This window comes from Mesorhizobium sp. M0088 (assembly GCF_040322895.1).
Classification (GTDB): Bacteria; Pseudomonadota; Alphaproteobacteria; order Rhizobiales; family Rhizobiaceae; genus Mesorhizobium.
Genome location: NZ_JAMYUI010000029.1, coordinates 63968 through 77311, shown reverse-complemented (window position 1 = coordinate 77311; position 13344 = coordinate 63968). Strand labels below are relative to the sequence as shown.

Annotated in this window: 16 protein-coding genes and 1 riboswitch; of the genes, 14 read left to right on the top strand and 2 right to left on the bottom strand. The window is 62.4% G+C overall.

What is annotated here, in order from left to right:
- Positions 1 to 126 precede the first annotated feature (126 nt).
- Both msrA and NKJ67_RS28985 read left to right on the top strand, forming a co-directional pair.
- Positions 127 to 645 (top strand): peptide-methionine (S)-S-oxide reductase MsrA, encoded by a 519-nt coding sequence (gene msrA / locus NKJ67_RS28990; RefSeq protein WP_127272383.1) that lies wholly within the window; start codon positions 127 to 129, stop codon positions 643 to 645.
- Between the two features lie 381 nt (positions 646 to 1026).
- Positions 1027 to 2058, top strand: coding sequence for a formyltransferase family protein (locus NKJ67_RS28985; RefSeq protein WP_128309271.1), 1032 nt, complete (start codon positions 1027 to 1029; stop codon positions 2056 to 2058).
- Between the two features lie 39 nt (positions 2059 to 2097).
- Here NKJ67_RS28985 and NKJ67_RS28980 read toward each other — a convergent pair whose 3' ends face one another.
- The gene (locus tag NKJ67_RS28980) at positions 2098 to 2418 is read right to left on the bottom strand and encodes a RodZ family helix-turn-helix domain-containing protein (RefSeq protein WP_127272385.1); all 321 of its coding nucleotides are present in this window, start codon (positions 2416 to 2418) and stop codon (positions 2098 to 2100) included.
- 195 nt (positions 2419 to 2613) lie between these two features.
- Positions 2614 to 2727, top strand: a riboswitch (TPP riboswitch).
- On the opposite strand from NKJ67_RS28980, the gene NKJ67_RS28975 reads away from it, so the two are divergent.
- The 7 genes from NKJ67_RS28975 to NKJ67_RS28945 all read left to right on the top strand — a co-directional run bounded on the left by NKJ67_RS28975 (position 2718) and on the right by NKJ67_RS28945 (position 8272).
- On the top strand, positions 2718 to 3326 hold the full coding sequence (locus tag NKJ67_RS28975) for a YkoF family thiamine/hydroxymethylpyrimidine-binding protein (RefSeq protein ID WP_127271736.1): 609 nt from the start codon (positions 2718 to 2720) through the stop codon (positions 3324 to 3326). Its footprint overlaps the riboswitch before it by 10 nt.
- 103 nt (positions 3327 to 3429) lie before the next feature.
- Positions 3430 to 4182, top strand: a complete 753-nt coding sequence (locus NKJ67_RS28970; protein ID WP_127272388.1) for an ABC transporter permease — start codon at positions 3430 to 3432, stop codon at positions 4180 to 4182.
- On the top strand, positions 4179 to 4946 hold the full coding sequence (locus NKJ67_RS28965) for an ABC transporter ATP-binding protein (protein ID WP_127268776.1): 768 nt from the start codon (positions 4179 to 4181) through the stop codon (positions 4944 to 4946). Before NKJ67_RS28970 ends, NKJ67_RS28965 begins: the two co-directional genes overlap by 4 nt.
- A complete protein-coding gene (locus NKJ67_RS28960) occupies positions 4939 to 5958 on the top strand; it encodes an ABC transporter substrate-binding protein (protein ID WP_127268777.1) in 1020 nt (339 codons plus the stop codon). The genes NKJ67_RS28965 and NKJ67_RS28960 overlap by 8 nt, the downstream gene beginning before the upstream one ends.
- Before the next feature lie 262 nt (positions 5959 to 6220).
- Positions 6221 to 6826: a methyltransferase family protein gene (locus tag NKJ67_RS28955; RefSeq protein WP_245466826.1), complete on the top strand. Its 606-nt coding sequence runs from the start codon at positions 6221 to 6223 to the stop codon at positions 6824 to 6826.
- A 385-nt stretch (positions 6827 to 7211) separates the two neighbouring features.
- Positions 7212 to 7835: a hypothetical protein gene (locus NKJ67_RS28950; protein WP_352584621.1), complete on the top strand. Its 624-nt coding sequence runs from the start codon at positions 7212 to 7214 to the stop codon at positions 7833 to 7835.
- 272 nt (positions 7836 to 8107) lie between these two features.
- Positions 8108 to 8272: a DUF3309 family protein gene (locus tag NKJ67_RS28945; RefSeq protein WP_127268780.1), complete on the top strand. Its 165-nt coding sequence runs from the start codon at positions 8108 to 8110 to the stop codon at positions 8270 to 8272.
- A 333-nt stretch (positions 8273 to 8605) separates the two neighbouring features.
- Here the strand turns inward: NKJ67_RS28945 and NKJ67_RS28940 are convergent, their stop codons facing one another.
- Positions 8606 to 8863 carry a hypothetical protein gene (locus NKJ67_RS28940; RefSeq protein WP_127268781.1) on the bottom strand — a complete coding sequence of 86 codons (258 nt, stop codon included), beginning with the start codon at positions 8861 to 8863 and terminating at the stop codon, positions 8606 to 8608.
- A gap of 84 nt (positions 8864 to 8947) precedes the next feature.
- On the opposite strand from NKJ67_RS28940, the gene NKJ67_RS28935 reads away from it, so the two are divergent.
- From NKJ67_RS28935 to NKJ67_RS28915, 5 genes are all read left to right on the top strand, one after another.
- Entirely contained in the window at positions 8948 to 9217 is a 270-nt protein-coding gene (locus tag NKJ67_RS28935) for a DUF982 domain-containing protein (protein ID WP_027035091.1), read from the top strand.
- 227 nt (positions 9218 to 9444) lie between these two features.
- Entirely contained in the window at positions 9445 to 10170 is a 726-nt protein-coding gene (locus NKJ67_RS28930) for a GntR family transcriptional regulator (protein ID WP_352584618.1), read from the top strand.
- Positions 10171 to 10173: 3 nt separating this feature from the next.
- Positions 10174 to 11214: an ADP-ribosylglycohydrolase family protein gene (locus tag NKJ67_RS28925; RefSeq protein ID WP_352584616.1), complete on the top strand. Its 1041-nt coding sequence runs from the start codon at positions 10174 to 10176 to the stop codon at positions 11212 to 11214.
- Positions 11211 to 12182 carry a PfkB family carbohydrate kinase gene (locus NKJ67_RS28920; protein WP_352584614.1) on the top strand — a complete coding sequence of 324 codons (972 nt, stop codon included), beginning with the start codon at positions 11211 to 11213 and terminating at the stop codon, positions 12180 to 12182. The genes NKJ67_RS28925 and NKJ67_RS28920 overlap by 4 nt, the downstream gene beginning before the upstream one ends.
- A gap of 57 nt (positions 12183 to 12239) precedes the next feature.
- Positions 12240 to 13301, top strand: a complete 1062-nt coding sequence (locus NKJ67_RS28915; RefSeq protein WP_027035087.1) for an extracellular solute-binding protein — start codon at positions 12240 to 12242, stop codon at positions 13299 to 13301.
- The last annotated feature ends 43 nt before the right edge of the window (positions 13302 to 13344 follow it).

Genomic DNA, 13344 nt, shown 5'->3' with positions numbered 1-13344 from the left:
TCCACCGCGTCCGCTGGACGAAGCAGGTGACAATGCCCATTTATGGCGAGACCACTTGCTTTCACGCAATTCCAGACGGAAAACCGCTACACACTTTTCCTGGAATTGCTTTTGAGGAGACGTGACATGGCGACTTCGACCGAACGTGCAGTCCTTGCCGGCGGCTGTTTCTGGGGCATGCAGGATTTGATACGGCGCTATCCCGGCGTCATCTCCACCCGTGTCGGCTACAGCGGCGGCGACGTGCCCAACGCCACCTACCGCAACCACGGCACCCACGCCGAAGCCATCGAGATCAATTTCGATCCGGCCATCATAAGCTATCGCACGCTGCTGGAGCGCTTTTTCCAGATCCACGATCCGACGACCCGCAACCGCCAGGGCAACGATGTCGGGACGAGTTATCGCTCGGCGATCTATTACACCAGCGACGAACAGAAGCGCGTCGCCGAGGACACCATCGCCGATGTCGATGCCTCGGGCCTGTGGCCGGGCAAGGTCATCACCGAAGTCGCACCCGTTGGTCCGTTCTGGGAAGCCGAGCCCGAGCATCAGGACTATCTGGAGAAATATCCCAACGGATACACCTGCCACTTCGTCAGGCCAGGCTGGAAGCTGCCGGTTCGCGAGACGGCGGTTTCGTAGATTCGCAACTGCGATTTGCCCTGCATTGCTGCTCGACGGTGTCGTCGAGCAGGTCATCGCATCCAAACCCCTTTCAGTCAGCGCACCGTGTCGCGCCGGCCATTGAGCTTTCACAATATCCGAGCGCTCTTCGAACGCCTTCGTCAACGGCGAATGCGGATGCGGTAGGCAAACACGGTCAGGTGGTTGACAGCCTGCCGTATCGCAGTCCAATTGCGCAGGAAGAGCTGATTTCGGGAGACGGGCCGTGAAGAAAATCTGCGAAAAGCCAGTGTTTGTAAAACGCGAGCGTCTTTCGGTTGTCACTGCCTTGGCATCGCCTTCCACTCAGCCGACCTGACAAGCTCGCCCTGATCTGTCGGCCCGTTTGAGCCGCCGAAGATGAGGCCGATCGAATCGACCGATCACTCGGAGCCGATCACAGCCGTTTTTGTCCTCGATATCTCTAACCATACGGGGCCTCTGCTCGCCGGCTGGCTAGAGGCTGGAAATGCAATTGGCGCGATCATCGTGCCCGGGTTCCGGCGTCGTCCCACCGGTTTCAGCATCGGCAATTTCCGACGAAGGCTTCAACGCAAGCTACTGCTCAGGCGGTTTGTCGGTAACACGCCTGTCAAGTTGATCGAATTTGGCCGCCCTTACGATTGGAATGCGCTTGGTCGCCAATTGTCTGACCTCCGCGCCGATGTGCTGGTCTGCTACACTTTGCCTGTCTTGATCCCTCAAGAGGTTCTTGGCCATTTTTCCAAAGGCGGGGTCAACCTCCACCCGGCGCTGCTCCCCGACTATCGAGGGCCACATCCGACCCAGCGCTTGGCCGTGGACGGCCGGTGTGCGGCTCATGGCGGCGTCACGCTCCACAAGATGTCCGCCGGTTTTGACGAGGGTGACATTCTCGGGCAGGTGCCGTTTTCCGAAGCTGACTGGACCTCGAGAGAAGCCTTGGCCGACAGCACGGCAACCGCTATGCGGATTCTGGTGAGCGAGGCGGTGCCGGCCTACTGCCGGGGGCTGTTGTCAGGAATGCCGCAGCCGAAAGGCGACTTCGTCTGGGCACGGCTTCAGCCCAGCCACCTGATAATCTCGCCGGCCATGTCGGTCGAGCATGTTGTACGGCTATGGCATGTGCTCGGCCTTCTGCCAGGCATCTATCTTGAAATCGGAACGCGCAAAGTCAGACTGGGATTCCAGATCAGAAGGCTGGGGCCTTGCACAGGAAAGGCTCCGGTCAGGCGGTGGGGAACAGTGGAATTCGATCTCGCCAACGGTCGGGTCCTGTATTTTACCTACGGTAGAGTGCTCAAACGGCTGCTCAATTCAAAACACCTGTTTTTGCGCCCGCCCGCCGGAAAACCCGCTCCACAAATCCGGCTGTTCGGCAAAACGAGTGCTGCGGACCAGAGAAACGGATGAAGCCGCTGGGCGATGCCCAGCGGCTTCGTCCGTGTGCGGTTACTTGCCACAATTATTATCGTTTACCGTTGGCGCCGTCGCGTTACCATCGGCGTCCGTCTGCGCGCCTTGCGGGTTGGTCGGGCAATTCTGATCCGCGTTCGAATTCATGTCCCCTACCGTGCCAGTCGTGCTGTTGGTCGTGCCCGGGTCGACAGTGTCCGGCTCGACCGTATTCGGTGAAGCCGGCGTGTTCGGCTCAACCGTCACCGATTTGCCGCTGCCGCTTCCATTTGCGTTGTTGCTGCCGGCGCTTTGCGCCATGGCTGACGTGGCCAGACCAATGGTGAGAACCGAAGCTGCGAGGATTTTCATGAACATGGTTTGTCTCCATTTCTGTGAAGTCGTCGCTTGTTTTCTACGAAAGTGATCGCGTTGCGACTGTGGGGACAACCGGTCGCGGCGGCGAAGGTTCCCGACAAAATTCCGCTCAGGCGCACCGTGACTGGCGCAATGCTTTTGGCGCAGTGCTCTGAAAAAACGGCTTTCCCTTGAACTCGAATGATGCTTTAAGGCGCACATCCACAGGGGTGCTCCGTACGGTCGGGGCTGAGACGGGGGCGGCAAGCCCACAGACCCTAGAAGCTGATCTGGGTAATACCAGCGGAGCGAGGCGGGCGATGTTTTCAGGCGCACAGATTTCCCTATACCCCATGACCGACGAATTCGTCGGTGTCATTCTTGGCGCGCTCGGTGCGCTCGATCCCTGGCGCGACAAGCTCAGGATCGAGACCGACGACATCTCGACCTTGCTGGTCGGGCCGCCCGAAGTGCTGTTTCCCGCCATGCGCGACCTCTTCGTGGCGGCGGCACGCAGCGGCAAACATTGCGTGTTGTCGGCCGCCATCTCGCGCGGGTGCCCTGGCGAGCCGGATGACCCGATCTGCCGCTCCGATGCACTTGGCGGGCCTGTCGGGCCACTCGGCCCGCGCAAGGATGCGGCCATCGCGGCGGTGCGCAATGCTGCTGCCACCGGCCAGCCGGCGGCGGCGCAGTTCTCGCTCTATGTGATGGGCACCGACGACCACATGGACGAGATCTACGGCTGCATCGATTTTCTCAAGCAGTCCGGCGTCTATGAGCGTTCCAAGCATTTCTGCACGAAACTGCGCGGTGATGCCGGTGCGATCTTTTCGGCGCTGGACGAGGCCTTCTGCCGCTTCGGACCAGGCGCCGGCCACGTAACCCTCGACGTCACGGTCTCGGCCAACAGCCCGTCGGCTGTCTGAACCAGCCGCGCTTTCGCGCTGCCGTCAAAGGTTGTCTCCCGTGGCCACATCATCAGTCGCTTCGCGCCCGATCGCGAGCCTTCTTGTCAAGGCAATACCGGCCATGATCTCGGTCGGTTTGCTCTTGCTGGCGTGGGAGCTTTATGCCACCTATTCCGGCATCAGGCCGACGACACTGCCGGCGCCGTCGCGCGTTTTCGAACAAGCGCTGCTCAATCGCCAGGCGCTGGCCGACAACGCCATTCCGACCATCGGCGCCACGCTGCTCGGCTTTGCCTGTTCGCTCAGCGCTGCCTTCGTGCTGTCGATGCTGGTCGACTTCTTCCAGCCGCTGCGGCGTGCGCTGTTTCCTGTCTTAATCGTCAGCCAGACCTTGCCGCTGGTGGCGATCGCGCCGCTGGTGGTGCTCTGGTTCGGCTTCGGGCTGGCGCCCAAGATCATGCTGGTGGCGCTGGTTACCTTCTTTCCGATGCTGGTTGCATTGGTCGAGGGTTATGAGTCGACCGAGGCCGAGATCGGGCAAATGCTGCGCGCCATGGGGGCAGGGCGCTGGCGCATCTTCGTGCTGGCACGGCTGCCTTCGGCGCTGCCCTATTTCTTCGCTGGTTTGAGGATCTCCATCACCTACGCCGTGGTCGGCGCGATCTTCGCCGAATATGCGGGGGCCGCGAAGGGGCTGGGCATCTACATGCTCAACGCCAAGAACAATTTCCGTCCTGACCTGGTTCTTGCCGCCGTCGGAGTGAGCGCTGCCCTGACCCTTGTCCTGTTCGGGTTGACTGTACTGCTGCAGCGCCTTGCGATGCCCTGGGAGCGGGCCGGCAAGGAAACCGTCGGGAAGGGGCCCTGGCGATGAGCCGGCTCGAACTGCGGTATGTGCGCAAGGCGTTCGGTGGGCTCGACGTGCTGGCCGATATTTCGCTTAGCGTCGGCGCTGGTGAATTCGTCTCGATCCTTGGACCCTCGGGCGCCGGCAAATCGACACTCTTCCAGCTTCTGACCGGCGCCGAGCATGGCGAGGGCGAGATGTTGTTCGACGGCGCGCCGCTCGACGACCACGGCAGGCATTTCGCTTTCATGCCGCAGCGTGACGCGCTGATGCCGTGGCGGCGCATCCTCGACAACGCAACGCTCGGGCTCGAAGTGCAAGGCATGAGGAGACAGGCGGCGCGGGCGCGCGTTGCGCCGTTGTTTGCCGAATTCGGGCTTGCCGGCTTCGAGCGGCATTTTCCAGCGCAACTGTCCGGCGGTATGCGCCAGCGCGCGGCCTTGCTGCGCACGGTGGTGCAGCAACGCGACATGCTTTTGCTCGACGAGCCGTTCGGCGCGCTCGACGCGCTGACCCGCACGGCCATGCAGCGCTGGCTGGAACAGATGTGGCGGCATCATCGCTGGACGGCGCTCCTGATCACCCATGACGTGCGCGAAGCCGTGTTCCTGTCCGACCGCATCTATCTGCTGTCGGCGCGCCCGGCCCGCATCGTGCGTGAAATCAAGGTGCCGCTGCCGCGCCCGCGCAGCCTTGGCGGCGATGCCGCGCGCCAGGCAAGTACGCTCGAGGCCGAGATTCTCGACATCATCCTCAACGCCACCCCATCCAAAGGACACGATCATGACTGACTTGACGCGCCGGCAGGCCTTGTTGCTGACCCTTGCCACAGGCCTTCCGCTCGTTGCCGGATCGGGGCGAGCCCAAGCACAATCGGCACAAAAGGTCACCGTTGCCCTCGACTGGACTGTCAACACCAACCACATCGGACTGTTCGTCGCCCGCGACAAGGGCTTCTATCGCGAGGCCGGGCTCGAGGTCGACATCCTGCCTTACAGCGATACCGGTGCGGGCACGCTGGTTGCAAATCGCGTCGCCGATTTCGGCATCAACGGCACCATCAGCCTGTTCACCCAGAGAACCGCCGGAGCGGACCTGAAGGGCGTCTATGCGGTGGTGCAATCGGAAACCGGCCGCGTGGTCTTCAATGCGGCCCGCAGCGAGATCGTAAGCCCGAGAAACCTCGACGGCCTGACCTATGGCGGCTTCGGCAGCGCCTGGGAAAACGCCCTGATATCGACCATCATCCGCCATGATGGCGGCAAGGGCAATTTCGAGACGGTGACGCTCGGCACCTCAGCCTATGAGGCGCTGGCCAATGGTTCGGTCGATTTCACGCTCGAAGTCTCGACCTGGGAGGGTGTCGACGCCGAGCTCAAGGGCGTCAAACAACGCAGCTTCGTCTATGCCGATTACGGCGTGCCTGACGAGCACACGACACTGATCTCTTCGAGCGAAGCCTATCTCCAGGCAAACCCCAAGCCTGCGGCCGCCTTTGTCCAGGCGACGCGGCGCGGCTACCAGTTCGCGGTCGATCACCCCGAAGATGCGGCAGCCCTGCTGATCGCGGCCAACAAGGATGCGTTGACCAATCCGGCGCTGATCCACGCCTCACTGAAGGCGCTGATCGACGGCCATTATCTGCGCAGCCAAAGCGGTGCCATCGGGACGATGGATCCGGCCAAGATGGGAGCGATCGGCGGCTATCTCTTCGCGTCCGGCATTTTGCGTGATGCCGACGGCAAGCTGGTTGCTCAACGCCCGGATTTCGGGAGCTATTTCCGCAACGATTATCTGAGCTAGTCTGGCAAAACCAAATGAGATGGGTCGCCAGTCTTTCTGGGCGACCGCGTGGAGCAGGTCGTCTGGGAGTGGCGCCCTGGCTCCCCGACAGCCAGTTTAATGCCGATCTGATCTTGTTGATTAACTGCCCGGCAATGGTTGCGTGCAAAGGTCGCCCTGAGGGATCATTGGGGTGTTTGCATTGCTCATATCAAAAAGCGAGGCGCTTTCGCACATCAGTGACGGCAGGATTTTGTCCGCAGCCCGAACGCGCGAAATCCTGGTGGATTTGCGCGAAGGTTTCTTTCGGATCTGCGCGCTGGCCTTCGCGGGCATGTTCGTCTACCGCGGCGTATCTCACCTGATGCTCGACCCGACCCGCATCAATGTGGCGCTGATGGCAATTTCCGAGATCCTGACCTTTACCTGGCTGCTTCTGTCGCGGCGACCACAGGTACGCGACTGGAACCCGCTGACGGTGGTTGTTTCGGTGGTCGCCAGCTTCGGTGTCGGCTTCATCGACCTGGAACCGGGCGTGGCCATCATCCCGATCTATGCCGCCGCGCCGCTGCAAGTCCTGGCGTTGGGGTTCGTGATCTGGGGGAAGATATCGCTAGGGCGTTCTTTCGCCATTCTGCCGGGCAATCGCGGCGTGATGACCGACGGTGCCTACCGCCTGGTGCGGCACCCGATCTATGCCGGATACCTTGCCGGTCATGTCCTGTTCCTGCTGTCGGCCTTTTCCTTCTACAATCTTGCTGTCTACGCCGCGATCACCTTCTTCCAGGTTCATCGCATCCTGCGCGAAGAGGCGCTGTTAGCCGCGACGCCGGAATACCGGGACTATATGAAGCGCGTCCACTACAGGCTGTTCTATGGGATCGTCTGACAAGCCGGCCAGCGCAGAATCGTTCGGCCTGCAATCACGCTTGCACTCTCTCGCTCCCGCATCCGCCGACAGACTCTGGCCACTTGCAATCATCGTGGCGGTCTTGCTGATCTTGCGAGAGGCTCATGCCCTGTCCGGTGCGGTGTACGGCCTCGCAGTAAAGACGAGCAGAGTAACGTCCGATCATCAATGGCCTTACGCACTGTTAGTGTAAAGAGAAATTATTCCAACTTTATTATAATTTTATTTCAGAAATTTTGTTGATGTATACCACGCTTCAGGTTGAGTATTCTCTCTCTGAAACTGAAATTCACCACCTCGCGTAGTTGATCTTGCAATCGGCCTCTCGCCAATTGCTTTAGCGCAACGACAACAGGAGAGTGTTATGGCTCACACCATCAAGACAGTCGCCAACATGTTGGCGGGTAGTGCGGTAATCTTAGCCCTTTCCCTGCCCGCCAATGCTGCGGGAATCGGCCTTGGCGTTGGTGCCTCGGTGGGTGGTAGCGGCGGCGTCAATGCCGGCGTCGGGGCTTCCGTTGGCGGCAGTGGCGGCATCAGCGCCGGAGTGGGCGCCTCGGTGGGCGGCAGCGGTGGTGTAAAGGCCGGGGCCGGTGCCAATGTCGGCGGCTCGAGCGGTGTCAATGCCGGTCTCGGCGCTTCGGTCGGCGGCAGCAATGGCATCAATGCCGGCGCGGGCGCCAATGTTGGAGGATCTGGCGGCATTGCTGCCGGACTCGGCGCCAATGTGGGCGGGACGAGCGGCGTCGGCGTCGGTGTCGGTGTCGGCGTGGGTATTGGGGGCGGCATCAATCCGTCCAATCCGTCGAACCCGAGCAATCCGTCCAATCCGTCAAACCCCAGCAGGCCGAGCCTGCCGGGTGTCGTGGCCCAGATGTCGGATAGCAACGTGGCGCGAATGAAGAAGCGCTGCGTCGACGTGCTCGGCAGCGAAGGCGCTTACGACCGCGACCTCCGGCAACTCTGCCTCCTGATCGCGCGCCGCTGATGCTGGAGGTGCCGGGACTGGAGGTGCCGAACCGGCCCTGAGGCCCGGCCGCATGTTCCTGGCCTCCGGCTGGTCGGAAGGCCCGCCACACTGGCGGGCTTTCCGCGTTCATTGGCGTGCCGGTATCAAAGTTCTGGCTTCCATCACGTTGGATGGCCGTTTCCGTTGCCACGATCGCACGGAACGGTAGAGCCTTGGGAACGTTCTCGTCCTCGAACATCGCGGCCGCGATGTTCGACCCAATGCGTCAGCGCTAACGGGAGCTGAAAGCCATGAGCCTTGGAACCATACTGATCATCATTCTTATCCTTGCCCTGCTTGGCGGCTTCAGCGGCCTCGGCGGAGGTCCTTTTTATGGCGCCGGCTACTATGGCGGCGGCGGCCTCGGGCTCGTGCTGCTCATCGTCATCGTGCTTGTCGTGCTCGGGCGCATCTAGCCAGGCCCGCCCGGTTGTCGCCGACAGATCGCAATCTCGTGAGCGCCCCCAATGTCGGCGCGCACCGGATTGTGATGCAGGCAAGCCGGCTTGTGATCCTGCACTCTGCAAAACTTTCGTATGGTCATTGCGGTCCACACCCCCCCGTGGAAACAAGAGGAGAGGGTCCCACCCCTTATCCTCCTCCAAGGCCCGCTCCGGTTCACCGTGGCGGGCTTTTGCTTGATGGGCGAGGGAACCGGCTTGCATCAAGCTTCAAGGAAAGGCGGGTGTTTTCTGAGAAGTCTCCGTTCTGGCTGCGGCATTGAGCGCAGGCCGGATCCTGACGCCAGATTACTCCATGTCAGGTACGTCGCCGCTGACGAAGAGCGTGTTCGGCGGGCCGTATTCGCCTAGCGTCGGATCGGCCTCACGGCTCCAGGCGATGACGCCGGCATGCTTTGCCGCCAGAGCCTTGGCGGTGCGTATAGCGCGGTCTTCGCTTTGCTGGTCGGCGGGTCCAAAGGCTGGGAACAGCTCGCCATCCTCACCGCGATCGAAGGCGACCACGACGATCAGCCTGGGATTTTTCTGGCCACTGGAATCGGACATCTTGCACCTTTAGCGCGGAACCTATCACATTGCTCGGGGTTGAAGGCCGCGAATCGATGAATGCCGACTTTGGGGAGTGGCATCGTGCAAGATCAGCGTTTCGATGAGCCGGTCAGGATTGCGCTCGGCCGATCGCGAAACTCGATCTTCAACGTGGAGCGGGTCGCTCAGGCTGCAGACATCCTGCTGAACCGCTGGCCGGTTGCGACCGGGCAAAAGCACATGGTTGCCCGCAAGGTCTGTCTGGCCGTGCTCGAGGGAAAGAAAGAAGTCTCGGCGGCAAGGGCGGCGTTCATCAACGCGGCGATCGAGGCGGACATCCTCGTCGAACCGCGTGAGGTGTCGATCCCGTAGCCTGCCCCGGTGAAATTGAATCAGGATCTGGCTCCATCCCCTTGGATGTGTGCCTCTTTTGGCGACGGCCAACCGGCTTTTCGGGGCTATTGACCTGCCTCTCGGCACGCCCTGCACGGTTATTCCGCCCATTCCGCTGCCTTTCGGTCAGTCTTCAGCATCCGTTGACAAGGCATCCGGGCCTCTGTATTGAACAGGATTATACAGGTTCATTGAACAGGTCCCTTATGAAACGGCGCGCGGTTCAACTGTCTCCCGGCACGGGCAAACCCGAGCAGATCGCCACCGTCCTCGAACATGAGATCCGCTCCGGCGTTCTCGGTTTCGGCGACCGCCTTCAAAGCGAAAACGAACTCGTCCAGCGCTTTTCCGTGAGCCGCAATACGGTCCGCAAGGGCCTCGAGGAACTGTCCAGCCGCGGGCTGATCACCACCAAGGTCGGTATCGGCTCGTTCGTCACCTTCGACGGCAAGCCGGTCGACGACGCGATCGGCTGGTCGCGCGCGCTGGCCGATGCCGGCGCCAATGCCGAGACGCGGACGCTGCGGCTGGAGGTCATTGAAGACCCCGATCTGGCGGCGCTGCTTGGTATAGAAAGCCCGTTCTTCATCGCCGTTGACCGGGTGCGCACCAACGCCAGCGACGGCCATGCGATCTCCATCGAGCGCAGCCGGCTGCCATTGTCACCCGAGCTTGAGGACGTGCCGTTGCGCGGATTGCGCGAGGGCTCACTGCACCAGACGCTGCGCGCCGCCGGCCTCATTCCCGACCATGGCGAGGAATGGGTCGAGATCGAGATGCTCAATGCCGAGGATGCGGCCATCCTCGGCTGCCCGCAAGGCACGCCGTTCCTGCGCGGCCGCCGCCTGACGCGTGCGGCCGACGACCGGCCGATCGAGTATGTCACCAGCCTGCTCAACCCGGCGCATTTCGCGCTGCATATGAGGTTCTGAGCGATGTCGGATGCGACCAGCAAAGCCATTGATCATGCCATGGGCGCGCTTGTCGGTGGAGCGCTGGGAGACGCGCTCGGCATGCCGACGCAGCTTCTGTCGCCGGCCCGCATTGCCGAACTCTACGGCCATGTCGAGGATTTCATCGCACCTTTCGCCGATCATCCGGTATCGAAGGGCCTGGCCGCTGGAACCATCACCGACGATACCGAACAGGCACTGCTGCTCGGCCGCATCCTGGTCGAATCCGGCGACCGTTTCGACCACGCGCGCTGGGTCAATGCGCTGCTCGACTGGGAGCGCGAGGTCAAGGCGCGCGGCAGCTATGATCTTTTGGGGCCGTCGACCAAGCGTGCCATCGATGCCATCAACAATGGCGTGCCGGCCGAGGAAGCGGGACGCAGCGGCGACACCAATGGCGCGGCCATGCGCATCGCGCCTGTCGGCATCATGATGCCGCTTGAACCGTTGGAGACGTTCGTCGGCAAGGTGGCGGAGACTTGCCGGGCGACGCACAACACCTCGATCGCCATAGCCTCGGCCGCAGCCGTCGCAGCCGCCGTCAGCCGCGGCGTCGCCGGCGGCGGTTGGCGCGATGCTTCGGCCAGCGCGGTCGCGGCGGCGAGGCGAGGGGCGACGCTCGGACATTGGGTCACCGGCGGCGACATCGCCGCGCGCATCGTCTGGGCGCAAGACATCGTGCGCGGCAAGGCGATGAGGGATGCGATCCGGCTGATCACCGATCTGGTCGGCACCGGCGTTGCCAGCCAGGAATCCGTTCCGGCGGCCTTCGCCGTGCTGGAGGTCGCGCGTGGCGACCCTTGGCAAGCAGCCGTCATCAGCGCCAATCTCGGCGGCGACACCGATACGATCGGCGCCATCGCCGCCGGCATGGCCGGCGCCTGCAGCGGTTTTTCCCGATTGCCGCAACAGCACATCGCCCGGCTTGTTGGCCTCGACATGTCAGAGGTTCGCGCGCTCGCCGCCGACCTTGTCGCGGCAAGGGCGACGAAAACCGGTTCCAGCAAGGACGCGGCGGCGTGAGCGGCCGTCTCGTCCATGTCGGCAGTGCCGTGGTCGACTATGTCTACCGCATCGACGCCTTGCCGGCGCCCGGCATGGAAAAGACGGCTTCGAGCTTCGCCCAGGTCGCCGGCGGCGGCTTCAACATGATGGTGGCGGCCAGCCGCACCGGCATGCAGGTGGTGTTCGGCGGCCAGCTCGGCAGCGGACCGAATGGCGACTTCCTGCGCGCTGCTTTCATGGCAGAGGGCATCGCGACGCTGACGCCGCCATCGCCACTGATGGACAGCGGCAACTGCGTCGCCATGATCTCGGGCGACGCCGAACGCACCTTCGTCTCGTGGCCAGGCGCGGAGAGCGTGCTCAGCCTCGACATGATGGCGCCGGTCGCGGTGGCGCCGGGAGACTGGTTATTCACCTCCGGCTATACGCTGAGCTATCCCGAGAGCCGCGATGCGCTCACCGACTGGATCGAGGCACTGCCGGCAGATATTCCCTTCGTCTTCGACCCGACGCCGGTCATCTCGGACATTCCGCGCCCGATCCTGTCGCGGGTGCTTGCCCGCACCACATGGCTGAGCTGCAACACGACGGAGGCGGTCGAGATTGCCGGCCCAGGCGATGTCGAGGACCTCGCGGCACGGCTGCTGGGCGACCATTGCCCGACGGCTGCTGGCGTGATCATTCGCGCCGGGGCAAAGGGTTGCCATGTCAGGCTGGCCGACGGCACGGCGCAGACCATTGCCGGCTTCAACGTCAACGCCATCGACACCAATGGCGCCGGCGACACCCATATCGGCGCTTTCGTCAGCGCGCTGGCGCACGGAATCCCGCCCTTCGAGGCAGCGCGCTATGCCAATGCTGCTGCTGCTGTTTCGGTCACCCGCCATGGCGGCTCGTCGGCGCCGACGAACCGCGAAATCCAGACATTCCTGAGCCATGCCGCCGACCCATCGGGAGCAGGCCGGACACAGAAGGCCAATGCATAACAGCTGGAAAGCCTGACAAGCCCGGGAACCGGGCAAACCCACAGAGAGGAACCAACCATGCGCATGCCTGACTTGACTGCTCTGCTGACGGCAACCGCCGTCTTTACCTCCGCACTCGCATTCGCCGCCAAGGCTGACGAAGTGCATGTGCTCAACTGGAAGGGCTACGGCGCCGACGAGCCGTGGGCTGTCGAGGCTTTCGAAAAAGCGACCGGCAACAAGGTCGTCAACGATTTCTTCAATTCCGAACAGGAAATGCTGACCAAGATCCGGACCAATCCCGGCCTCTATGACGTGGTCATGATCAACGCCGCCTTCAACGACCAGGCGATGGCCGGGAAACTGATCCAGCCGATCGACGTTTCCAAGCTGCCGAACTATGCCGACATCAGCAAGGACAAGGCGGGATCGCCGATGCTCGTCCATGACGGCAAGGTCTATGGCGTGCCGTGGGTATGGGGTCTCACCGCACTCGCCATCAACGACAAATCCTTCGACAAGCCACCGACGAGCATCGCCGAAATGTGGGATGCCGCCCACAAGGGCCGCGTCGTCATTCGCGACGATGCCGTTGAAGCGGTGCAGTTCGGCGCCATCGCCACTGGCCAGAACATCAACGACATCAAGGATATGGATGCGGTCAAGACGAAGCTGACTTCGCTGATGCCGCAGATCAAGACCTTCTGGAGCTCCGAGAACGACTGGAACCAGATGGTCGCTTCCAACCAGATCGACATCGGCACCTACTGGAGCGGCTCGGCCGATCGCGCCAAGACGCATTTCAAGCTGCCGGTCTCGCTGGTCGTGCCGCAGGAGGGTGCCGTCGCCTGGCTCGACGCGTTTTCCATTCCGGTCGGCGCCAAGAACGTCGCTGGGGCCGAGGCCTTCATCAACTACATGATCGACCCGAAATTCTACGTCGAATGGGTCACCAAGGTCGGTGCTCCCGTCTCCGCCAACACCAAGGCGGTGGAAGCGCTGCCCGAGGATGCCTTCAACCGCAAGGTCATGGGCGACCCCGAGGTGGCCAAGCGCATCCAGTTCCAGGCGCCGATCACCGATGCCCAGCGCGAAGCCTATCTGGCGCTTTGGCAGCAGCTTAAGGTCGACGTGAAGTAAGATTACAGCCAGGCCAGCCGGCGGTTCGCGTCGGCTGGTTCTT

Coding starts and splice junctions, on each gene's coding strand:
- NKJ67_RS28985 (WP_128309271.1), top strand. CDS start 1,027: ATGAGGCCGATCGAATCGACCGATCACTCGGAGCCGATCACAGCCGTT.
- NKJ67_RS28925 (WP_352584616.1), top strand. CDS start 10,174: ATGTCGGATGCGACCAGCAAAGCCATTGATCATGCCATGGGCGCGCTT.
- NKJ67_RS28930 (WP_352584618.1), top strand. CDS start 9,445: ATGAAACGGCGCGCGGTTCAACTGTCTCCCGGCACGGGCAAACCCGAG.
- NKJ67_RS28945 (WP_127268780.1), top strand. CDS start 8,108: ATGAGCCTTGGAACCATACTGATCATCATTCTTATCCTTGCCCTGCTT.
- NKJ67_RS28975 (WP_127271736.1), top strand. CDS start 2,718: ATGTTTTCAGGCGCACAGATTTCCCTATACCCCATGACCGACGAATTC.
- NKJ67_RS28940 (WP_127268781.1), bottom strand. CDS start 8,863: ATGTCCGATTCCAGTGGCCAGAAAAATCCCAGGCTGATCGTCGTGGTC.
- NKJ67_RS28970 (WP_127272388.1), top strand. CDS start 3,430: ATGATCTCGGTCGGTTTGCTCTTGCTGGCGTGGGAGCTTTATGCCACC.
- NKJ67_RS28965 (WP_127268776.1), top strand. CDS start 4,179: ATGAGCCGGCTCGAACTGCGGTATGTGCGCAAGGCGTTCGGTGGGCTC.
- NKJ67_RS28950 (WP_352584621.1), top strand. CDS start 7,212: ATGGCTCACACCATCAAGACAGTCGCCAACATGTTGGCGGGTAGTGCG.
- msrA (WP_127272383.1), top strand. CDS start 127: ATGGCGACTTCGACCGAACGTGCAGTCCTTGCCGGCGGCTGTTTCTGG.
- NKJ67_RS28980 (WP_127272385.1), bottom strand. CDS start 2,418: ATGTTCATGAAAATCCTCGCAGCTTCGGTTCTCACCATTGGTCTGGCC.
- NKJ67_RS28915 (WP_027035087.1), top strand. CDS start 12,240: ATGCGCATGCCTGACTTGACTGCTCTGCTGACGGCAACCGCCGTCTTT.
- NKJ67_RS28960 (WP_127268777.1), top strand. CDS start 4,939: ATGACTGACTTGACGCGCCGGCAGGCCTTGTTGCTGACCCTTGCCACA.